Source organism: Devosia equisanguinis, from assembly GCF_900631955.1.
In the GTDB taxonomy this organism is placed as follows: domain Bacteria; phylum Pseudomonadota; class Alphaproteobacteria; order Rhizobiales; family Devosiaceae; genus Devosia; species Devosia equisanguinis.
The window spans coordinates 85,203-104,267 of record NZ_UZWD01000035.1; the positions used below are offsets into that span (position 1 = coordinate 85,203).

Sequence of the window (19,065 nt, forward strand, 5' to 3'; positions counted from 1 at the left end):
CCGCCAGCGCAGCGATTGTCTGGCAGAGATCATGGCGAACCGATATGGTGAGACCATGGCCGAAATTCTGTTCTATCATCTCGAAACCCGTCCGCTTGAGGTCGTCGTGCCCCAATTGCTCGAAAAGACGCTCGAGCGGGGCTGGCGTGCCGTGGTGGAGGTGGGCTCACTCGAACGGGCCGAAGCGCTCGACGCGCATCTCTGGACCTATCGCGACGACAGCTTTCTCGCCCACGGCCTGGCCGGCGAGGAGACCGACGCCCATCAGCCGATCTTGCTGACCACCGAGAACGACAATCCCAATGGCGCCGCCGTGCGCTTCTTTGTCGACCGGGCGGTGCCGAAATCCGGCGAGGGCTATGAGCGGCTGGTTTACCTATTTTCCGGCCTCGACCCAGACGCCGTGGCCGAAGCGCGCGAAGCCTGGCGGCAATTGCGCGACGGCAATGCGGTCACCTATTGGCAGCAGACTCCCGAAGGCCGTTGGGTGAAAAAGGCATGACCCCCGACCTCTCTTCGCCCAGCCGCCACAAATTCCACGAGGATGTTTTCGCCATCCTCATCGGTACCACTTTGGTGGCCTTGGGAATCGCGCTTTATGGCCACGCCCAGCTTACCACCGGCAGCACGGCCGGTCTGGCGCTGCTGGTGCAATATGCCACCGGCATTCCCTTCGGCTGGGTCTTCTTCGCCATCAACCTGCCGTTTTATATCCTCGCTGTGCTGCGCATGGGCTGGCCCTTTGCTCTCAAAACCATGGTCAGCGTCGCGCTGGTCTCGTGGATGGCCACCCAGATCCCGGCATGGGTACAGATTTCCCATATCGAGCCGCTGTTCGCAGCGCTGGTGGGCGGCGGGCTCATGGGCCTCGGCATTCTGTCGCTGTTCCGCCACAAGGCCAGCGTCGGCGGCATCAATATCCTGGCGCTCTACCTGCAGGAGAATTTCGGCATTCGCGCCGGCTACTTTCAGCTCGGTGTGGATGCAGTGATCCTGGTGGCCGCCTTCTTCATCCTGCCGCTTGACCGCGTGGTCTATTCCATCCTCGGCGCGCTGGTCCTCAACCTCATCATCGCGCTCAATCACCGGCCCGGCCGCTATGTCGGCTTCAGCTGACCGGGCGGTGACTGCGGTGTCCAGACCCGCCTATTCGGCGGTGTCCAGACCCGCCTATTCGGCGGTGTCCAGACCCGCCTATTCGGCGGTGTCCGACCAGCCGACAATGTCGTAGAGATAGAGGTAGTAGAGGTCCTCGGCCAATTCGTAGCAATAGGTCACTTCGCTGTCGCTGGGAGAGTAGTAGGCATTGGCCTCACCGCATTGCGCGGCGCGGAAGGTGACGGGGCCGGGGAGGACGTAATTGCTCATCACCAGTTCGGCCGCATGCTCCATGATGCCGCGCGCCTTGAGCTCCTCGGCGAACATCTCATAGTCGCCGGCATCCTCGTAAATGACCTCGATCGGCGCGCCTTCGTCCTTGTCCACCGCATGAGGCGCCAGCAGGGTTTCCCACGATGTGGCCGCCTGCTCGTAGGTGTAAGAACAGGCTTCCTGCTGGTCGGTGTCCATCTCGTAATTGTCGGCGGTTTCGCCAAAGGCGTCAGGGTCCTTGCCCACCATCAGGCACACCATGTTGTAGGCGCGCTGAATGTCGAGGCTGTGGTCGGTATAGTAGGAAAAATCCTCGAGGCTCGACCCCGTGGAATTGACCGCGTTGAAGTACCAACCGTCGGCGCTGTCGACCAGGGCGTTATAGCTGTCCTCGTCACTATCGTCGGTGAGAAGCCAGATGGTGGCGAGCGTATCCACCGCATCCTCTTCCTTGCCCAGTACTGGCAGGCCGAGCTCACCCACCAGCATGTGTCCGATCTCGTGATACATGGTGAAGGCAGCGTCGTGCATGGCGAAGTCCATGGCCTGTGCCAGAATTTCGTCATCGCTCTCCTGTGCGTAGGCGCCCCCCGCCAACCCGCACACGCAAATCGTCGCCGCCAATGCTGCACGCAGTGCCGTCATGATGTCCCCCGGGGCCCTCGTCCCCACAAAACTAGATTTCGCCGGACTTTTCCTTGCCCGCGCCGGTCGGTCGCGTCACCGGAGCCGCCGGTTCGGGCAGTTCGTCGACATAGAGCTGCATGTAGTCCTGCATCAGCTCGTAGCAGAAGATGATCTCAACCGTGTCGGCGTAGTAGAAGGCATTGGCCTCGCCACAGCGCCGCGCATTGAAGCGCACCGGGCGAGGAATATTGTAGCTCTGGCGGATTTCCTCGGCCACCTGGTCGAAGATACCGCTCGAGCGGAAGGCGTCGGCCGCCAGCTTCAGCTTGCCGCCGGCATCGTGATAGGTCACCGTCACCTGCGCACCATCGCCGGATTTGCTGCTGCCCGGCTTGAGCAGGCCGCGCAGGCTGCGGTCGATCAGGCTGTAGTCGAGATCGCAGGTGTCCTGTCGGTCGCGGTCGAGCGCATATTGGTTGGCGATGGGCCGGAAGGCATTCTGGTCGCTGCCCACCATCAGGCACACGATCTGGTAGGCGCGCTGCTTGTCGAGACTATGCGCGGCGGCATAATCGCTTTCGACCCCACCGCTGTCATAGGCCACGCCCGACAGCATCCAGCCCTGCGCCGCATCGGCCAGCACCTGGTCGGTGTCCGAGGTCCGCTTGTTGAGCAAGACCCAGGTGGCGAGATTGTCCGCCGCATCTTCTTCCTTGCCCAAAACTGGTAATTGCAGCTGATGCACCAGAAGGTGGGCCACCTCGTGATAGAGCACGAAAAGGCTGTTGTTACGGGCAAAACGGACTGTGTCGGCGCGCTGTTGCTTGTTCAGCCCCGACATGTCCTGCGCTATCGCCGGGGCAGAAAGGGGAGCCAGAAGCGCCAGAACCAAAAGTAAGACAACGCGACGCATTCGGGGCCATCCAGCCGAAACTGCCCCCAGAAAACGGCAAGTGCCGCGCGCTGTCAATGTCAGACGCATCCCGGTCAAACCGCTTTCGGTGACCAGCCCTTCTCAGCCAACTCGAAGCCCGAGAATTCAAAACCCGGTGCTACCGTACAGCCCACCAGCGTCCAGGCGCCCAGCGAGCGGGCGGACTGCCAGCCGAGATGCGGCACCACCACCTGCGGCCGCTCCCCCTTGCCGAGCTCGGGACCCAGAATATGCTCGTCAATGCCGACGCCGCCCGAAATCGACAGCGCAATCGGCGCCCCGGCATACCAGTGCCAGACCTCGACCGCATCGACCCGGTGCCATTGTGACACCTCGCCCTCTTCCAGCAGATAATAGATGCAGGTGGAGCGCGCTCGCCCGTCGACGCTCTCGGCGTCCTTGAAAGTCTGCACGAACCAGCCGCCCTCGGGATGGCGTTCCATCCCAAGAGTGGCAATGATGTCCTTGGCCGTCATCTCGCTCATGCCCGTTCCGCCTCTTCGAGTTCGGCGCTTAGCGCCAGCCAGCTTTCTTCGGTCTGCTCCAGATCGGTGGCAAAGCGCGCCTTGTCCTTGCCCAGCGTGATCAGCCGATCCGCCGGGCCGTTATAGACCTTGGGGTCGGCCAACTGCGCCTCGATCTTTTCGATTTCCTTGGCCAGCCGCGACATCTTGGTCTCGGCGTCCTTGATCGAGGCCTTGAGCGGGGCCAATTCGGCGCGGCGCGCCGCTGCCTCCTGCTTGGTCAGCTTGCGCTCGGCCCGGGCCTCCGATGGCCCGCCCTTGCTGTCCCGGTCCTTGGACGAGGTGATGTTGCGCTGATAGCTGTCGAGATCCTCGTCCAGTTCGCGAATGGTCCCGTTCTCGGCGATCCACAGCGTGTCGCAGGTGGCTTCGATCAGGTGCCGGTCGTGGGAGATGATCAGCACCGCGCCCTGATATTCGTTGAGCGCATAGACCAGCGCATCGCGGCTATCGATGTCGAGATGGTTGGTCGGCTCGTCGAGGATCATCATCGAGGGTCCGGCAAAGGTGATGAGCCCCATCAATAGCCGCGCCCGCTCGCCACCCGACAGGTTCTGGGCCTTGGTGTCCATGCGGCTGGTGGTCAGCCCCATTTGTGCCAGCCGGCTCCGGCGCTTTGCCTCGTTGTCGAGCGGCATCAGCGCCGTGACATGCTCCAGCGGCGTCTGCTCGGGCTTGAGCTTGTCCATCTGGTGCTGGGCGAAATGAGCGATCTCAAGCTTTTTGTTGATCTTGAGCGCACCATCGAGCACCGGGATGTCGCCGGCCAGCAGCTTGGCGAAGGTGGACTTGCCATTGCCATTGACGCCGATCAGCGCGATGCGGGCATCCGGGTCGATGCGCTGGGTGACATTGCGCAGGATCACCTTGTCGCCATAGCCGGTCGACACTTTGTCGAGCGTGATCATCGGCGTCGGCAGGTCCACCTTGGGCTGCTGGAACTGGAACGGGGCCGCATATTCGTCGAACATCGCCTCGGGGGGCTTCAGCTTTTCGATCATCTTGACGCGCGCCTGGGCCTGCTTGGCCTTGGTGGCCTTGGCCTTGAAGCGGTCGACGAATTTCTGCAGATGCGCGATCTGCTCCAGCGTCTTTTCGCGGCTCTTGTTGTTGAGCTCCATCTGCATGCGACGGGTCTGCTCGAACGTGTCGTAATTGCCCTTGTAGAAGGTCAATTTGCGATGCTCGAGATGCACGATCGAATTGACCGCCTTGTTCAGCAGGTCACGATCGTGGCTGATGAGGAAAACTGTGTAAGGGTAGGTGGCAAGGTATTTTTCCAGCCACAACGTGCCTTCAAGATCGAGATAGTTGGTCGGCTCGTCGAGCAGCAGCAGGTCCGGCCGGCTGAACAGCACCGCCGCTAGGGCGACGCGCATGCGCCAGCCACCCGAAAGTTCGCGCGTCGGCGCATTCTGGCGATCCTGCTCGAAGCCCAGGCCCTTGAGAATGGACGAGGCCCTCGCCTCGGCGGTATGCGCATCGATATCAGCGAGACGGGTATAGATTTCCCCGATCCGGTTGGGGTCGGTCGCCGTCTCGGCTTCGATCATCAGCGCCGTGCGTTCCTTGTCGGCGGACAGCACCACATCGAGCACCGTCTCGTCGCCAGCAGGAGCTTCCTGCGCCACGGCGCCGATGCGTGCCTTCTTGTTGACCTCGATCGAACCCGAATCCGCGCCGATATGACCCTGGATCAGGTGAAACAGCGTGGTCTTGCCGGTGCCGTTCTTGCCGACGAAGCCGGCTTTGACATTGTCGGGCAGCACAAGATTGGCGTCTTCAAGCAACACGCGCCCCTGAATGCGATAGGTGAGATTATTGATGGTCAGCATGGCAGTGGCTCAATCCGCTGGCGTCGACCCCGCGCGCGCCGGATGGGGCAGGGGACGCATGAAACTCTTGCCGCACGACTTAGGGGCTCGCTGCGGATAAGGCAACCGCGCGTCACGCCGAGGACGCTTTTGGGCGCATCCATCTCCACGCTTTCCGCGTTTGGGTGTCGACCCCATTGTCTGGAGAAATTCTCATGCTTTCCAACCGCTTCGCCGCTCTTGCCCTTGCCGCCACCGTGCTGACCATGCCTGCATTGGCCGAAGATAAGACCAAGGACGCGCCCGCTGCCCCCTCCGCCGAGCAGACGCTTCGCCTCAAGGACCTCGATGCAACCCGCATCAACCCCAATCAGATTACCATCGAATTCGAGTATGATGGCGGCGCCTGCGAGCAGGTCGGACCTGCCGAAGTCGGTGAACTGGTCGATGGCACGCTGTCGGTGACCTTCCCGACCATCTCGACCGCTGAAGTCTGCACCATGCAGGTGGTGGAGATCGAAGTCGAACAGACCATCCAGGCCGAACACATCGTCTCCAAGGTTGACGTGACGCTCAACGCGCCTGACGGCAAGACCATCGCCAGCGGCACCACCGATGTCGATCACGACTAAGCCATTCCGCAGCACCCAAAAGCCTGCTCCGTTCAAATCTGCGGGGCCAGGCCTTCTTGCGAGCACCGTCATTACACAACCTTAAGCATGCTGTGGCAGAAACGGAGGCGATGCGGCCCTGGATCGGCCGCACCGGCGTCACCTGTCCCGGCGGCCCGGCACCCGCGAGATTTGTCACATGTTCGCCGCGACCCTTCCTATCCTGGTCAACATTTTCGTGGCCGGGATGTTCGTCGCCAGCTTCCTTACCATCGCCCAGCTCAATCCCGGCTTTGCCAATATTCGTTGGATCGCACTGAGCTATGCATTCGGCCTGCTGACGCCGCTGGCAGAACTGCTCTTGCCCCTTTCCCCTTGGCCCGCGCCGTTCATGATCGTCAGCTATGGGGGCATGCTGATCGGCCTTGTGCTGATGGCCCCGGCACTGTCGCTGCTTTATAGCCGCCAGCCTTATTGGGGGTGGGCCTTCGGCATCATCGCCTCCGGCATTGCCCTGCGCGTGCTGATCTGGGGCGGACAGCGCAATGAGTTCTGGTACGAGCTGCTCTATCAGCTGCCCTACGCAGCGGCCGCCTTCTTATGCGCCGCCACCATACTCCGCCATGGTCGCAAGACTGGCCTCGACACCGCGGCCGCTTCGCTTTTTGCCGTCATCGGCGTGCATTTCCTCCTCAAGCCTCCGGCTGCCGTCTATTTCGGCTCCGGCGCCTCCGCTCTGGACTATTCCAAAACCACCTATGCGCTCATCTCTCAGGCCAGCTCAGGCGTCCTGCTCATCGGTGCGGGGCTGCTGGTGCTGGTGAATGCGCTGCAAATGGTGGTCCTGCGGGACCGCAACGACGCTATGTCAGACCCTCTGACCGGCCTGTTGAACCGACGCGGCCTGCATGCGGCCTTCCAGAAATTGACCGCTCAACGCAGTGGGCTGAGTGCCACCATCGCCATTCTCGACATCGATCATTTCAAGGCGATCAACGATGCCTTCGGCCATGCCATCGGCGATGAAGTCCTGCGCAGCGTGGCTGAGTGCCTTGAGGGCAACCGGCCGGCCAATGCCACGATTGCCAGGATCGGCGGCGAGGAATTCGTGCTGTTGACGCCCTGGCAGGAGGAAAGTCTGGCGCGACTGGCCTGCGAAAGCCTGCGCATGGCCGTGCGACAGCTTTCCCTGCGGAAAGTCGACAGTGTCGCCGTCAGCATCGGCTTTACCCCTGTGGCGCCCGGGGAGGACCTGTCGCAGGCCCTGGCCCGCGCAGATCGGGCCCTTTATGCCGCCAAGGCGGGCGGACGCGACCGCTGCGTCTTCGAACCCTTGGATGGGTCGCTCCAGTCCGGCCGGGCCACGTTGCGCCTGGTGCAGTGACCGGGGCACAGTCTGCGCGCCCCGTCTTGCGTCCGACACAAGTGCCCGCTAAAAGGCCCCACCTTTCCCAAGCAAGAACTAGGACTGACCGCCATGGCGATCGAACGCACCTTCTCCATCATCAAGCCCGATGCCGTCCGCCGCAACCTGATCGGCAAGATCCTCACCAAGTTCGAGGAAGCTGGCCTGACCCCGATCGCCCTCAAGAAGATCCACATGACCCGCGCCCAGGCCGAAGGCTTTTACGCGGTCCACAAGGAACGCCCCTTCTTCGGTGAACTCGTTGAGCAGATGATTGCTTCGCCGGTCGTGGTCCAGGTCCTGGAAGGCGAAGGCGCCATCCTCAAGAACCGCGAAATCATGGGCGCCACCAACCCGGCCAACGCGGCCGAAGGTACCATCCGCAAGGAATTCGCTCTGTCCGTCGGCGAAAACTCCGTGCACGGTTCGGATGCTCCCGAAACCGCCGCTGAAGAAATCAAGTTCTTCTTCAGCGATGACGAACTCGTCGGCTAATATCCGGCAAAGAAACAAACTCGGTTGTCACCCCGGCACCGGCCGGGGCCTATCCTGAGATCGGGCCGCCCGCCGGGCGGCCTTTTTGCTTGTTCGTGCTATAGTACCGAACGTTGACCGGTCCGCCGCCATGATGGCCAGGACCCCATTGATGGAACACCCCATTATTGTCGGAGCTTCCCGCATTGCGCCGGGGCACGGCACCCATGGTGTATCCCGCTCCGAAAGAACAACATTGTCACTGCCTGAAACCATTTCCCCCCCCATCGCCCGTGCCCTCCAGGCCAAGGGCTATGAAACCCTGACCCCGGTCCAGTCGGCCGTCATCGAAGACAACACGGCCGGCCGCGACCTGCTGGTCTCCGCCCAGACCGGCTCGGGCAAGACCGTCGCCTTCGGCATGGCCATCGCCCCCACGCTGCTTGGCGACGACCGCATCCTGCCGCCGCCCGGTGCGCCGCTGGCGCTGGTCATTGCCCCGACGCGCGAACTGGCTATGCAGGTGCAGCGCGAGCTGACCTGGCTCTATGCCGAAACCGGGGCCCAGACCGCCCAGGGCGTTGGCGGCATGGATCAGCGCACCGAGCGCCGCGCCCTTGAACGCGGTGCCCATATCGTGGTCGGCACCCCCGGCCGCCTGCGCGATCACATTACACGGGGTGCACTCGACATGTCGGCCCTGCGGGCTGTCGTGCTCGACGAAGCCGACGAAATGCTTGATCTCGGCTTCCGCGAAGATCTCGAATTCATCCTCGCCGCCGCACCGGAAGATCGCCGCACCCTGCTTTTCTCCGCCACCGTGCCCAAGCAGATTGCCGAACTGGCCAAGACCTTCCAGAAAAATGCCCTGCGCATTACCGCCGCCAGCTCCGGCGAGCAGCATGCCGACATCGAGTACAAGCTCATGTCCGTGCCGGCCGCCGAACGTGAGAATGCGGTCATCAACACTTTGCTCTGGTACGACAGCACCAATACCATCGTCTTCGCCTCCACCCGCGAAGCGGTGAAGCATCTCTCGGCGCGCCTGCACAATCGCGGCTTCGAGGTCGTGACCCTCTCCGGCGAACTGAGCCAGGCCGAGCGCACCAGCGCCCTGCAATCCATGCGCGATGGCCGCGCCCGCATCTGCGTCGCCACCGACGTGGCCGCGCGCGGCATCGACCTGCCCAATCTCGATCTCGTCATCCACGCTGACCTGCCGATGAATGCCGAGACCCTGCTGCACCGTTCGGGCCGCACCGGCCGGGCAGGGCGCAAGGGCACCTGCGTCGTCATCGCCCCGGCCCACCGCAAGCGCGTCGCGCTTTCGATCCTGCGTACCGCTAAGATCGAAGCCGAATTGATTGCTCCGCCCTCGGCCGAGGCAATCGACGCGCGCTATCGCGAATCCATCCTCGCCAGCCCGCTCCTGACCGAGCCGGTCACCGATGACGAGCAGCCCAGCGTCGCCAGCCTGATCGAAAAGTGGCCGGCCGAGGCTTTGGCAGCCGCCTATCTGCGCATGCAGCTTGCGGCGCGCCCGGTGCCCGAAGAGGTCACGGCCATCGCCGAAGACACCGGTGATCGCACGCCGCGCTCCCGCGATGCCTTTGTCGGCGGCTCCTGGTTCAAGGTGTCTATTGGCCGCAAGCAGCGCGCCGAACCGCGCTGGTTGCTGCCGATGATCTGCAAGGCCGGTGGGGTCACCAAATCTGCGGTCGGTTCCATCCGCATCTTCGATACCGAAACCCATTTTGAGGTCGCGGCCGACAAGGTGGACTCTTTCCTCCGCTCGGTCGGCAAGAACGGGACCGGTGAGAAGGGCGTCTATATTTCCGCAATCGACGGGCCCGGCGAGCGTCCTGATCGTCAGGAACGCCCGCAGTCCAAGCGCCGTCCGCCCGGCCCGCCGGAAAAATACGATCCAAGCAAGCCGCGCCCGGAAAGGGCCGACCGCAAGGAACGCTATCCCAAGCCGAAGTCCGACGACTTCGACACCTTTATGGAAACGCCCCGCCCGGTTCGCGAGGCCAAGCCAGCCAGGGCGGAAAAGCCCTTCGTCGCCAAGGATAAGCCGGTCTCCAAGGACAAGGGCAAGCCGCAATGGTCCAAGCCCGTCGCCGAAGGCGAAGCTCGTCCGCCCAAGAAGAAGGCGGCCAAGCCCAAGGACCACAAGAAGCCCCGCGCCGCCGATTGATCGGCACAGAAAATCGCCCTGCCATATCGAGGCAGGGCGATTGCTTTTATTTGGTCTCTAAACCTCTTCGGGTACCTTGCCCGCCATGGCAATCGCCTCGACGAGTTGGTCGATCTCAGGCCCGTGGCGGTCGGTCACCGCATCGATCCCGTCGGTCCAGCGTGAGAATCGCTTGAGCAGTGGCACGAAGGCGGCGATGTCTTCGGGTGACCAGGTGCCGAGAAAGTCTCCCAGGATCAGGTATTTGTAGGCGCGGACCGCATCGACCACGGCCTCACCCTGCGCCGTGAGTTCGATAATGGTACGCCGCGCATCGGCTTGGCTCACCGCCCGCCGCGCAAAACCGCGATCCACCATTTCGCTGACAAGCCGGCTGGCGCGCGAGGGGTCGATAGCAAGCCGATCGGCCACCGTCCCCACCATGGTTTCCCCCTGGCTATCACCGAATTCGGGGGCGGGCCCGGCAATCGCCGACAGTACGTCCAATTGCGCCAGGTCGATGTCGATCTTGAGATCGATCAGCGCCCGGTTGCCCAATTCCCGCTTCATCGCCCGGCGGCGCCAATGCTGCAGCATGCCATCGATATCCATGACCGCTGCGGTCGTCTCGGCAGTGACGCCGGCGCGCTGGAGCAGGGCATTGATTTCGGTTTTGGTGCTCAGAGGCATGGCAGCCCTCGTCGTTTTGCATGCTTACGACAAATGCATGCTATTGACATGTAATTGCTGAGGGCACATGTATGCCCCCACATTAGAATATGCAAGGGCCGACGCCGGACGCCGACCCTCTGTTTTTGAGGATTGCCCCAATGTCTCAACCCACGCAACCGGCCGCCGAGCCGCAGGATCAGTCCGTGCGGCTGGTTATCGGCGCCGTCGCGGTCACGCTGCTCCTGGCCTCGCTCGGCCAGACCATTGTATCTACTGCACTCCCCACCATTGTCGGCCAGTTGGGCGGGCTTGATCACCTCACCTGGGTGGTGATCGCCTATCTCCTGAGCTCCACCGTCGTCGCCCCGATCTATGGCAAGCTCGGCGACCTCTATGGCCGCAAGATCGTGCTGCAGGCGGCCATCGTCATCTTCCTTATTGGCGCCGTGCTCTCGGCAATGGCGACATCAATGACCTTCCTCATCATTGCTCGTGCCATACAAGGCCTCGGCGGCGGCGGCCTGATGGTCGTGGCCATGACCGTGGTTGCCGACATCATCCCACCGCGCCAGCGCGGCAAGATCCAGGGCCTGTTCGGGGCCGTCTTCGGCGTGGCGACGGTGATCGGGCCGCTGGCCGGCGGCTTCATCGTCGAACACCTGTCCTGGCAGTGGATTTTTCTCATCAACCTGCCATTGGGGCTGTTGGCGCTGGCCGTGATCGGCTTCGCGCTCAAGCCCCGCGCCGAACGGGTGAAGCACTCCATCGACTATGCCGGCTTCGTCCTGCTTTCGGGTGGCCTCACCGCCTTCGTGCTCGCCACGTCGCTGGGAGGCAATACCTGGCCCTGGTTCTCGGTCGAGATCATCGGCCTCATCGTCCTGGCCGTGGTCGCGCTCGGCGCTTTCCTCTGGGTCGAATCCCGCGCCGCCGAGCCCGTGCTGCCGCTGACCCTGTTCCGCAACAACACCTTTGCCGTCACCAGCGCCGTCGGCTTCCTGGTGGGCATGGCCATGTTCGGCTCCATCACCTTCCTGCCCATGTATCTGCAGCTCGCCAAGGGCATATCGCCCACCGATTCGGCTTTGCAACTGGTGCCGATGATGATGGGCCTGATCGGTGCCTCCATGGCCTCGGGCTTCATCATGACCCGCACCGGCCGATACAAACTCTTGCCGACCATAGCCACGGCGGTGCTCACCCTTGGCCTGCTGCTGCTTGCCAATATGCAGCTCGATACGCCGTCCTGGCAGGTCGCGCTCTACATGTTCCTGGTGGGTGCGGGCATCGGTCCGGTGAACAGCGTCAGCGTCACCGCTACGCAAAACGCGGTGGCCCGAGAGATCGTGGGTGCCGCAACGGCCGGCGCGACTCTGTTCCGCCAGATCGGTGGCTCCATCGGTGTCTCGATCTTCGGCGCCATCTTCACCACAGGCCTCGCGTCACGCCTCGGCGATATCATGCCGGCCGGCCATGGCAGCGGCACGTCCAGCTTCAGCGTCCAGGCCGTTGCGGCCCTGCCTGAACCCGTCCGCACCATGGTGCTCGAAGCCTTTGCCAGCGCCCTGCATCCGGTGTTCTTCACCGCCGCCGGCGCCGCCATCCTGGCCTTCGGCCTCAGCTTCCTGCTCGAGGAACGCACCCTGGCCAACACCCTTCGCCAGGAACCCGAGGCCGAAATCGACGCCGAAGAATCCGCCACCGCTGCCATGGTTGGCGCACCGGCCACGGCGACGCGCTAGTCCCTCCTTCTCCTCCCCCTGACTCAGGGGGAGGCCGGGTGGGGGCCTCTACCTACTTCCGCCCTTTCGGCGCCGCCGGATTTGCTTGCGTCACCGAACTCGCCAAGCCGTCCAATGTCCCGCCGCTCAGCCCCAATTCGCTCATCAGTGCATCGATGAGCGGCGCCTGGCTGCGATAGCGCAACGCCGCGGCAACCGCCTGATCGGCGAGGCCACCACTGCCCGGGCCACTGGCGCCGTCGCCACCGCCCGCAGCATTGCCGCCCGCGCCGTTCAGCCCATCGACATGCAGGATCTTGATGCCATCGATGTTCTGCATCGGCTTGACGCTCTCGGCGATGATCTGCGGCAGTGCCTCGATCAGCTTGATCCGAACCTGCATGGCGATCTGCTCGGGGCTAAGCGTATTGCTGGCCTCGTTGATATTGCGCTTGCCTTCCGCCTCGACCTGATAGGTTGCCGCTAGCGCTTCCGCCTTGAGCTTTTCGGCTTCCGCCTGACCGGAGGCGCGCAATTTTGCCTGCTCGGCATCGGCCTGTGCCGCAATGCGCAGGGCCTCGGCGCGGTCGGAAGCCACGGCTTTTTCGGCCTCGGCCGCCACGGTCACCGAAATCGCCTGCTGCTCGGCTGCCTTGCGCGCCTCGATCAGCTGAATGGCCTTTTCGCGCTCGGCCACGGCGGTCTGGCGGGCCGTGCTCACCTCTTCGGCGGCCTTGGCGGCAACGGCGCGCGCCTCGTCGGCTGCAGCATCGGCCTGAGACTTTTCCTTGCTCTTGATCGAAACGGCGATATCGCGCGCCTGTTCCGCCAGCGCGATCTGCTTGGCCTTTTCCACTGCTGCTGCTTCCACCGCCAGGGCCGTGGCGATCTCGCGCTCCTTCACCACCTGCTCGGCGGCGATATCGGCCTGGCGCACCTGCTGGGCAGCGCGGATGCGGGCTTCTTCCGCCTCGCGCTCGCGCTCCGACTGCTGCTGCTTGATCAATGCGGATTGCTCGGCCAGCCGGATCTGGATTTCGCGCTCCTGCTCGAGCCGGGCAAATTCCTTGTCGCGGGCGATCTGGTACTTTTGCGCTTCCGCCTCGAGGTTCTTGCGCTCGATCAGCACCTGCGTTTCCTGCTCGATATCGTTGCGGGTCTTGCGCCGCTCCTCGATCGCCTGCGTCAGCTTGGTCAGGCCCTCGGCGTCGAAGGCATTGTCGGGGTTGAAGAATTCGCGATTGGTCTGGTCGAGCCCGGTGAGCGACACCGATTCCAGTTCCAGCCCGTTCTTGAGAATGTCTTCCGAAACCGCTGCCTGCACCTTCTGCACGAAGTTCACCCGCTGTTCGTGCAACTCCTCCATCGCCATTTCGGCGGCCACTGCGCGCAGCGCGTCGACGAATTTGCCTTCCACCAGTTCCTTGAGCGCTGCCGGCTCCATGGTGCGCCGGCCCAGCGTCTGGGCGGCATTGGCGATGGATTCCACCACCGGCTGCACCCGCACATAGAATTCGGCCTGCACATCGACGCGCATGCGGTCCTTGGTGATCAGTGCCTGGTCTGCCGCGCGCCGCACTTCCAAGCGGAGCGTGTTCATATTGACCGGGATCTGTTCATGCAGCACGGGAAACACCAGCGCGCCGCCATTCATGATCACCTTCTGCCCGCCAAAGCCCGTGCGCACGAAGCTCACTTCCTTGGAGGACCTGCGGTAGAGCCGCGAGAAGATCAGGCCAATGGCGAACAAAGCCACCAGGATCACGGCGATCGTGATCAGGATATCATAGATGGGCTGGGACATGGCGGGTAACTCCTGGTTTTGGGTCACGGCGTCGAATGAGGTTTGCCCGCCATCCTCGATCGGCGGCTGGGGCAGGGCGGTGGTGGCATCCGGCGGCTGGATCGTGTCACCCGCCGGCTTGGTCTTGACCTTGTCGACCATCAGTCCACCGGTTTTAGCCGGGTGATGACACGGAAAATGCTGCCTTCCTGGCGCACGATCACCACTTCGGAGCCTTCCGGCAAGGTCTGGTCGACATCCTGCGGCTCCACCAGCACATAATGGGTTTTACCGTGAATATCGGTGAGCTTGGCTTCCGCCGGCCGCCCGATGCTAGCTGAGCCACGAAACACGGTGGCAACTCGACCGATAAACTCGGTGGTGCTGACCGCATCGGTTTCTTCCTTGGGCACAATGCGCGCCAGCGCATGCCCGATATGGTGGGTCGCAACCAGGCCGGCGGCCGCCGCAGGCAGGCTGGCGATCCAGGGATTGAGCGTGAAGTCGAACAGCCGGCGCAGCACTTCCTGCTCGGCAAAGCCAATCAACCCAAAGCTGGTCAGAAAGACGATCAGCACCACCAGCGCCGGCAGGCGGCCGAATGAAATCCAGCTCAGGAATTCGCTGAGAGGACCGAGCTCGAAATCGGGAGAGTCGGCGTCGAGATCCGGCAGGCTGTTGTCCACCGCAGCGCCAGGGCTGATGCCGATCACCAGGCCGGCGAGCTCAACCGCCGCCAGGGCCAAAGTCAGCCCCAGCGCCACCGCAAAGGGCGCGGTATCGCCGGCAAAAAACTCCATGCTTTCCCTCCCGAGAGGCAGGTCCTGGCCGGGGCAACCGGGCGGGCCGGTCACACTATCGGGCCAGCGCGCGCCTGGGGTCAAGCATTTGTGAAGCTCGCAGGCTCTAGCGGGCGGCATCGGCAAGCTCATTCCACAAGGAAAATTCCCAATTTCGATCAAATGCTTATGCAAGTGCGTCGATTCATTTTGCCAAGCCTTTTGACTCATCGCATGACGCCATTTCGTCCCGTCTTCGGACGCTCCCGACTTTGGCGAAATTGTGAATGGCGAAAATCCCGCCTTCGCGTAGGCTTATGCGTGAACCTGCCGATTTGCGTCGCGGCCCTCATTGCGGAGAAGACAAGCGTGCCCTTGCGTTGGCAGGAAGTGGCTCTGCCACTCATGACGATCACGATGCTGATCATCCTCAAATATATTCCGGCGACGGCCCATTTGCCGCTGTCGCGCGCTGCCGGCGTCGTTGCCTTTGGCTATGCGGCCTTCCTCGCGCTCCGGCTGGTACAGTCCGAGGACGGCATCATGGTCGAAGGCGGTTGGGCCGAATTGCGCCCCTCGCTGGTCGAATATTTCGCCTGCTATGGCTCCGCCGCCCTCGCCGCCATCCTGCTCTTCGCCGTCATCGTCATGGGCAGCGCGGCTGATACGACCCAGCTTGTGGCAACCTATATCGCAGTCCTGTTCCTCGCCGCCGGTTCGGTGGGGATCGGCGTCGCGGGCCTTTTCACTCAAACCCGCTGGGATAATCGTCAGGTGCGCCACCGCTCTGCTGCCGGGCGTGAAACCACCATCGACTGGTCCGATGTCCGCGCCGTTCGCCCCAATTGGCGTGGCATCACCATTTCAGGCACCACCGGCCGCATCACCTTCTCCCAGTTCCACGGCGGCGCCTCCCAACTCGCCAAGCACGCCGCCACCCGCGCCAAGCGCAACGCTGAGACCGCGACCAAGGCCTTCGCGGCCTCGTGATGGGTCTGGCCCCACCTGTCCTTCCCCTGGAGAAGCGGGATGAGAAGAGGCGGGGCGCAAACTTGGCAGCATGCTCGATCGGTCCCTCCCCCTTCTTCAGGGGAGGTTAGGTGGGGGTATTTCCCAGCCCCATCACCCCGCTTTATCCCTTCCATCACCACAATCCGTTTGCCGCCATGAGCCGGCTCATCTAGCGTCCTTCCATGAACGCCCCAGCCCCCGCCCGCACCATCCGCTCCGTCTGTCCGCATGACTGTCCATCGGTCTGCGCGCTCGATGTCGATATTCTCCCCGATAACAGCATCGGTCGGGTGCGCGGCGCCAAGGACGATCCTTACACCGCCGGCGTCATCTGCGAAAAAGTCGCCCGCTATGCCGAGCGCATCCACCACCCAGACCGCCTGATGCACCCCATGCGACGCGTCGGTCCCAAAGGGGCAGGGCAGTGGGAGGCCATTTCCTGGGACGAGGCGCTGGGCGAGATCGCCGCCCGCTTCCTCTCGGTGGAAGCCGAGCATGGGCCCGAGTCCGTCTGGCCCTATTTCTATGCCGGAACCATGGGCCATGTGCATCGCGACGGCATTGAGCGCCTGCGCGCCGTGCGTGGCTATTCCCACCAATACGACACGATCTGCATCGGCCTTTCCTGGCCTGGCTATATTGCCGGCACCGGCCTGCTCGGTGGCGTCAATCCCGAGCAGATGGCCGAGAGTGACTGCGTCGTCATCTGGGGCACCAATGCGGTGCATACCCAGGTCAATGTCATGACTCACGCCATGCGCGGCCGCAAACAGCGCGGTGCGAAAATCGTGGTCATCGACATCTATCGCAACGCGACCATGGAACAGGCCGATATGGGCCTCGTCCTCCGCCCCGGCACCGATGGCGCGCTCGCGGTGGCGGTCATGCATGTGCTGCTGCGCGATGGCCTCGCCGATCGTGAATATATGGCCAAATTCACCGACTTCGGCCCCGATTTTGAATCACATCTTCAAACCCGCACACCCGAATGGGCTGCCGAAATCACCGGCCTCAGCGTCGCGGAAATCGAAGCCTTCGCCCATCTCGTCGGCAAGACACCAAAAACCTTCTTCCGCCTCGGCTATGGCTTTTCGCGCCAGCGCAACGGTTCCACCGCCGTTCACGCCGCCCTGTGCATTCCGGCCATGACCGGCGCCTGGCAGCATCGCGGCGGCGGCGCCTTCCATTCCAATTCCGGCACCTGGCAATTGGATAAATCGCGCGTCGAAGGCACGCATCTGCAAAAGGGCACTCCGCGGGTGCTCGACATGTCCGAAATCGGTCCGATCCTCACCGGCGATGCCAAGGCGCTGCAGGGCGGCAAGCCGGTCCACGCCATGATCGTGCAGAACACCAATCCTGCTGTCGTGGCCCCCAATCAGCGCCTGGTGCGCGAAGGCCTCTTGCGCGAGGACCTGTTCCTCGTCGTGCATGAGCAGTTCATGACCGAAACGGCTGAACTGGCCGATATCGTGCTTCCGGCCACCATGTTCCTAGAGCACAACGACTACTACACCCGTGGCGGTCACACCCGCGTGCTTTATGGCCCCAAAGTGGTCGATGCGCCGGGCGATACCCGCTCCAACCACGAGGTCATCAACGCCATTGCTCTGCGGCTGGGCAGCGACGATCCGAGTTTTCATGTTTCCGATCGCGACGTCGTGGCCGACACCTTCGCGCGCTCGAACTACCCGGCTCTCGAAGAGGTTGAAAAGACTGGCTATATCGACCGCGAGCGTCCCGACGATATCTCCCGTTTCGCCCATGGCTTCGGCTGGCCCGATCGCCGCTTCCGTTTCGAGCCTGATTGGCAGGAAGTGGCCGACAAGAAGGGATATCGCTGGTCCTGCCATCCCGCCGATATGCCGCGCTTTGCCGACCATTGGGCGGTGAACGAGCCGACTGATGCCGAGCACCCCTTCAAGCTCGCCACCTCTCCGGCCCGCGCCTTCCTCAACTCATCCTTCAACCAGACCCCAGGCAGCCTCAAGCGCGAGGGCGAACCGTCGGTTTTCATCCATCCAGAAGACGCTGCTCGTTTCGGTGTCGTCGAAGGCGATGCCGTGCTGGTCGGCAATCGCCGCGGTGAAGTTGAACTCACCGCCCGTATCCACACCGGCCTCTGCACCGGCGTGCTCATCGCAGAGGGTCTGCATCGCAACAAGGCGCACCGGCGCGGCCAGGGTATCAACACCCTCACCAATTCCGACCCCGCGCCCCCCTTCGGCGGCGCCGCATTCCACGATGCGGCGGTGTGGGTGCGAAAAGTCTGAAACGCTCGACGTCCCCTTGCCCAACCACCGGCCGTCACCTCGGGTCAAGCCCGGGGGTGACGATCGAGCAATAGGCGGATCACTTAGGCAAAATACGCCGACCAGAAGAAGTACGCAGTCATCCCGATGCCGTAGACGATGACGCCCACGCGGATCCAGTTGCGCGGTATGTGTTGGGCCAGCCGCGCCGCGACATAGCCGCCAATGGTCACGCCCACCAGCGCAATCGAGCCGTGATACCAGTCGATGCGGCTGTTGAAGGCGAAGCGCACCACGGCCACCAGTGCCACGATGGACGACACATAGAGCTTCAACCCGTTCATGGCGTGAATGTCGGTCATGCCGGCCAGCGCCAGAAACGCCAGCAGCAGAATGCCCAGCCCGGCATTGAAGAACCCGCCATAGACACAGACAGCCGCCAGCAGCGCCAGCAACAGCGCTGCACCGACCATTTGCATGCCCTTCGCGCCGCTATTACGCGCCTTGACCGCGGCATTGAGCTGGTTGCCGAAGATGAACAGGGTCACCGCAAACGCCATCAACCACGGCACCACCTTGGAAAACTGCTCTTCGGACACCACCAGCAGCAGTTCGGCGCCCAGATAGCCGAACACTGCAGCGATGATGCCGTACAGGATCAGCTTGTCCTTGTGCGGCGCCATTGCCTTCCAATAGCCCACGGCGCCGCTGGCATAGCCGGGCAGGGCGGCATAGGTGTTCGAGGCATTGGCCAGGATCGGCGGCACGCCGGAGAACAAAAGCGCCGGAAATACGATGAACGAGCCACCACCGGCGAGCGAATTGACCGCGCCGCCCAATAGACCGGCCACCAACAGCAGAATTTCCGTCATCATCAGCCCTCTTGCCTCTGTTCCTCCTACCTGCAACGC

The 19,065-nt window shown here is 63.1% G+C and carries 17 protein-coding genes; 9 read left to right on the forward strand and 8 right to left on the reverse strand.

All coding sequences use genetic code 11. The features are described from left to right. Positions 1 to 55 precede the first annotated feature (55 nt). Positions 56 to 502: a DNA polymerase III subunit chi gene (locus DEVEQU_RS14340; protein WP_126151315.1), complete on the forward strand. Its 447-nt coding sequence runs from the start codon at positions 56 to 58 to the stop codon at positions 500 to 502. Further along, positions 499 to 1,116: a YitT family protein gene (locus tag DEVEQU_RS14345; protein WP_126151283.1), complete on the forward strand. Its 618-nt coding sequence runs from the start codon at positions 499 to 501 to the stop codon at positions 1,114 to 1,116. Before DEVEQU_RS14340 ends, DEVEQU_RS14345 begins: the two co-directional genes overlap by 4 nt. Before the next feature lie 78 nt (positions 1,117 to 1,194). Here DEVEQU_RS14345 and DEVEQU_RS14350 read toward each other — a convergent pair whose 3' ends face one another. The 4 genes from DEVEQU_RS14350 to DEVEQU_RS14365 form a co-directional block, all read right to left on the reverse strand. After that, the gene (locus tag DEVEQU_RS14350) at positions 1,195 to 2,016 is read right to left on the reverse strand and encodes a DUF4344 domain-containing metallopeptidase (RefSeq protein WP_126151284.1); all 822 of its coding nucleotides are present in this window, start codon (positions 2,014 to 2,016) and stop codon (positions 1,195 to 1,197) included. A 31-nt stretch (positions 2,017 to 2,047) separates the two neighbouring features. Further along, positions 2,048 to 2,911: a DUF4344 domain-containing metallopeptidase gene (locus DEVEQU_RS14355; RefSeq protein ID WP_164550417.1), complete on the reverse strand. Its 864-nt coding sequence runs from the start codon at positions 2,909 to 2,911 to the stop codon at positions 2,048 to 2,050. A gap of 74 nt (positions 2,912 to 2,985) precedes the next feature. Next, the gene (locus DEVEQU_RS14360) at positions 2,986 to 3,408 is read right to left on the reverse strand and encodes a cupin domain-containing protein (protein ID WP_206437856.1); all 423 of its coding nucleotides are present in this window, start codon (positions 3,406 to 3,408) and stop codon (positions 2,986 to 2,988) included. Positions 3,409 to 3,413: 5 nt separating this feature from the next. Further along, entirely contained in the window at positions 3,414 to 5,291 is a 1,878-nt protein-coding gene (locus tag DEVEQU_RS14365) for an ABC-F family ATP-binding cassette domain-containing protein (RefSeq protein ID WP_126151287.1), read from the reverse strand. A gap of 194 nt (positions 5,292 to 5,485) precedes the next feature. On the opposite strand from DEVEQU_RS14365, the gene DEVEQU_RS14370 reads away from it, so the two are divergent. The 4 genes from DEVEQU_RS14370 (at position 5,486) to DEVEQU_RS14385 (ending at position 9,957) form a co-directional block, all read left to right on the forward strand. Continuing rightward, on the forward strand, positions 5,486 to 5,902 hold the full coding sequence (locus DEVEQU_RS14370) for a hypothetical protein (RefSeq protein WP_126151288.1): 417 nt from the start codon (positions 5,486 to 5,488) through the stop codon (positions 5,900 to 5,902). Positions 5,903 to 6,080: 178 nt separating this feature from the next. Then, entirely contained in the window at positions 6,081 to 7,265 is a 1,185-nt protein-coding gene (locus tag DEVEQU_RS14375) for a GGDEF domain-containing protein (RefSeq protein ID WP_126151289.1), read from the forward strand. A 93-nt stretch (positions 7,266 to 7,358) separates the two neighbouring features. After that, the gene (gene ndk, locus DEVEQU_RS14380) at positions 7,359 to 7,781 is read left to right on the forward strand and encodes a nucleoside-diphosphate kinase (RefSeq protein ID WP_126151290.1); all 423 of its coding nucleotides are present in this window, start codon (positions 7,359 to 7,361) and stop codon (positions 7,779 to 7,781) included. A gap of 235 nt (positions 7,782 to 8,016) precedes the next feature. Next, positions 8,017 to 9,957, forward strand: a complete 1,941-nt coding sequence (locus tag DEVEQU_RS14385; protein WP_126151316.1) for a DEAD/DEAH box helicase — start codon at positions 8,017 to 8,019, stop codon at positions 9,955 to 9,957. 57 nt (positions 9,958 to 10,014) lie between these two features. Here DEVEQU_RS14385 and DEVEQU_RS14390 read toward each other — a convergent pair whose 3' ends face one another. Continuing rightward, entirely contained in the window at positions 10,015 to 10,626 is a 612-nt protein-coding gene (locus DEVEQU_RS14390; protein WP_126151291.1) for a MarR family winged helix-turn-helix transcriptional regulator, read from the reverse strand. 140 nt (positions 10,627 to 10,766) lie between these two features. Here DEVEQU_RS14390 and DEVEQU_RS14395 point away from each other — a divergent pair, with 140 nt between their 5' ends. Beyond that, positions 10,767 to 12,350 carry an MDR family MFS transporter gene (locus DEVEQU_RS14395; protein WP_126151292.1) on the forward strand — a complete coding sequence of 528 codons (1,584 nt, stop codon included), beginning with the start codon at positions 10,767 to 10,769 and terminating at the stop codon, positions 12,348 to 12,350. Between the two features lie 52 nt (positions 12,351 to 12,402). Here the strand turns inward: DEVEQU_RS14395 and DEVEQU_RS14400 are convergent, their stop codons facing one another. Together DEVEQU_RS14400 and DEVEQU_RS14405 are read right to left on the reverse strand one after the other, a co-directional pair. Then, on the reverse strand, positions 12,403 to 14,274 hold the full coding sequence (locus DEVEQU_RS14400) for a flotillin family protein (protein ID WP_206437854.1): 1,872 nt from the start codon (positions 14,272 to 14,274) through the stop codon (positions 12,403 to 12,405). After that, positions 14,274 to 14,912: a YqiJ family protein gene (locus DEVEQU_RS14405; RefSeq protein WP_164550418.1), complete on the reverse strand. Its 639-nt coding sequence runs from the start codon at positions 14,910 to 14,912 to the stop codon at positions 14,274 to 14,276. Before DEVEQU_RS14405 ends, DEVEQU_RS14400 begins: the two co-directional genes overlap by 1 nt. A gap of 348 nt (positions 14,913 to 15,260) precedes the next feature. Here DEVEQU_RS14405 and DEVEQU_RS14410 point away from each other — a divergent pair, with 348 nt between their 5' ends. Together DEVEQU_RS14410 and DEVEQU_RS14415 are read left to right on the forward strand one after the other, a co-directional pair. Further along, positions 15,261 to 15,881 carry a hypothetical protein gene (locus DEVEQU_RS14410; protein WP_126151294.1) on the forward strand — a complete coding sequence of 207 codons (621 nt, stop codon included), beginning with the start codon at positions 15,261 to 15,263 and terminating at the stop codon, positions 15,879 to 15,881. Between the two features lie 203 nt (positions 15,882 to 16,084). Then, positions 16,085 to 18,175 carry a molybdopterin-containing oxidoreductase family protein gene (locus DEVEQU_RS14415; RefSeq protein ID WP_126151295.1) on the forward strand — a complete coding sequence of 697 codons (2,091 nt, stop codon included), beginning with the start codon at positions 16,085 to 16,087 and terminating at the stop codon, positions 18,173 to 18,175. Positions 18,176 to 18,258: 83 nt separating this feature from the next. On the opposite strand, the gene DEVEQU_RS14420 is transcribed toward DEVEQU_RS14415, so the two are convergent. Further along, entirely contained in the window at positions 18,259 to 19,029 is a 771-nt protein-coding gene (locus DEVEQU_RS14420; protein ID WP_223214239.1) for a sulfite exporter TauE/SafE family protein, read from the reverse strand. Positions 19,030 to 19,065 lie beyond the last annotated feature (36 nt).

Excerpts from the sequence above, each read along its gene's own strand:
- DEVEQU_RS14340 (WP_126151315.1), top strand. The coding sequence starts at position 56 with ATGGCCGAAATTCTGTTCTATCATCTCGAAACCCGTCCGCTTGAGGTC.
- DEVEQU_RS14345 (WP_126151283.1), top strand. The coding sequence starts at position 499 with ATGACCCCCGACCTCTCTTCGCCCAGCCGCCACAAATTCCACGAGGAT.
- DEVEQU_RS14350 (WP_126151284.1), bottom strand. The coding sequence starts at position 2,016 with ATGACGGCACTGCGTGCAGCATTGGCGGCGACGATTTGCGTGTGCGGG.
- DEVEQU_RS14355 (WP_164550417.1), bottom strand. The coding sequence starts at position 2,911 with ATGCGTCGCGTTGTCTTACTTTTGGTTCTGGCGCTTCTGGCTCCCCTT.
- DEVEQU_RS14360 (WP_206437856.1), bottom strand. The coding sequence starts at position 3,408 with ATGACGGCCAAGGACATCATTGCCACTCTTGGGATGGAACGCCATCCC.
- DEVEQU_RS14365 (WP_126151287.1), bottom strand. The coding sequence starts at position 5,291 with ATGCTGACCATCAATAATCTCACCTATCGCATTCAGGGGCGCGTGTTG.
- DEVEQU_RS14370 (WP_126151288.1), top strand. The coding sequence starts at position 5,486 with ATGCTTTCCAACCGCTTCGCCGCTCTTGCCCTTGCCGCCACCGTGCTG.
- DEVEQU_RS14375 (WP_126151289.1), top strand. The coding sequence starts at position 6,081 with ATGTTCGCCGCGACCCTTCCTATCCTGGTCAACATTTTCGTGGCCGGG.
- ndk (WP_126151290.1), top strand. The coding sequence starts at position 7,359 with ATGGCGATCGAACGCACCTTCTCCATCATCAAGCCCGATGCCGTCCGC.
- DEVEQU_RS14390 (WP_126151291.1), bottom strand. The coding sequence starts at position 10,626 with ATGCCTCTGAGCACCAAAACCGAAATCAATGCCCTGCTCCAGCGCGCC.
- DEVEQU_RS14395 (WP_126151292.1), top strand. The coding sequence starts at position 10,767 with ATGTCTCAACCCACGCAACCGGCCGCCGAGCCGCAGGATCAGTCCGTG.
- DEVEQU_RS14400 (WP_206437854.1), bottom strand. The coding sequence starts at position 14,274 with ATGGTCGACAAGGTCAAGACCAAGCCGGCGGGTGACACGATCCAGCCG.
- DEVEQU_RS14405 (WP_164550418.1), bottom strand. The coding sequence starts at position 14,912 with ATGGAGTTTTTTGCCGGCGATACCGCGCCCTTTGCGGTGGCGCTGGGG.
- DEVEQU_RS14415 (WP_126151295.1), top strand. The coding sequence starts at position 16,085 with ATGAACGCCCCAGCCCCCGCCCGCACCATCCGCTCCGTCTGTCCGCAT.
- DEVEQU_RS14420 (WP_223214239.1), bottom strand. The coding sequence starts at position 19,029 with ATGATGACGGAAATTCTGCTGTTGGTGGCCGGTCTATTGGGCGGCGCG.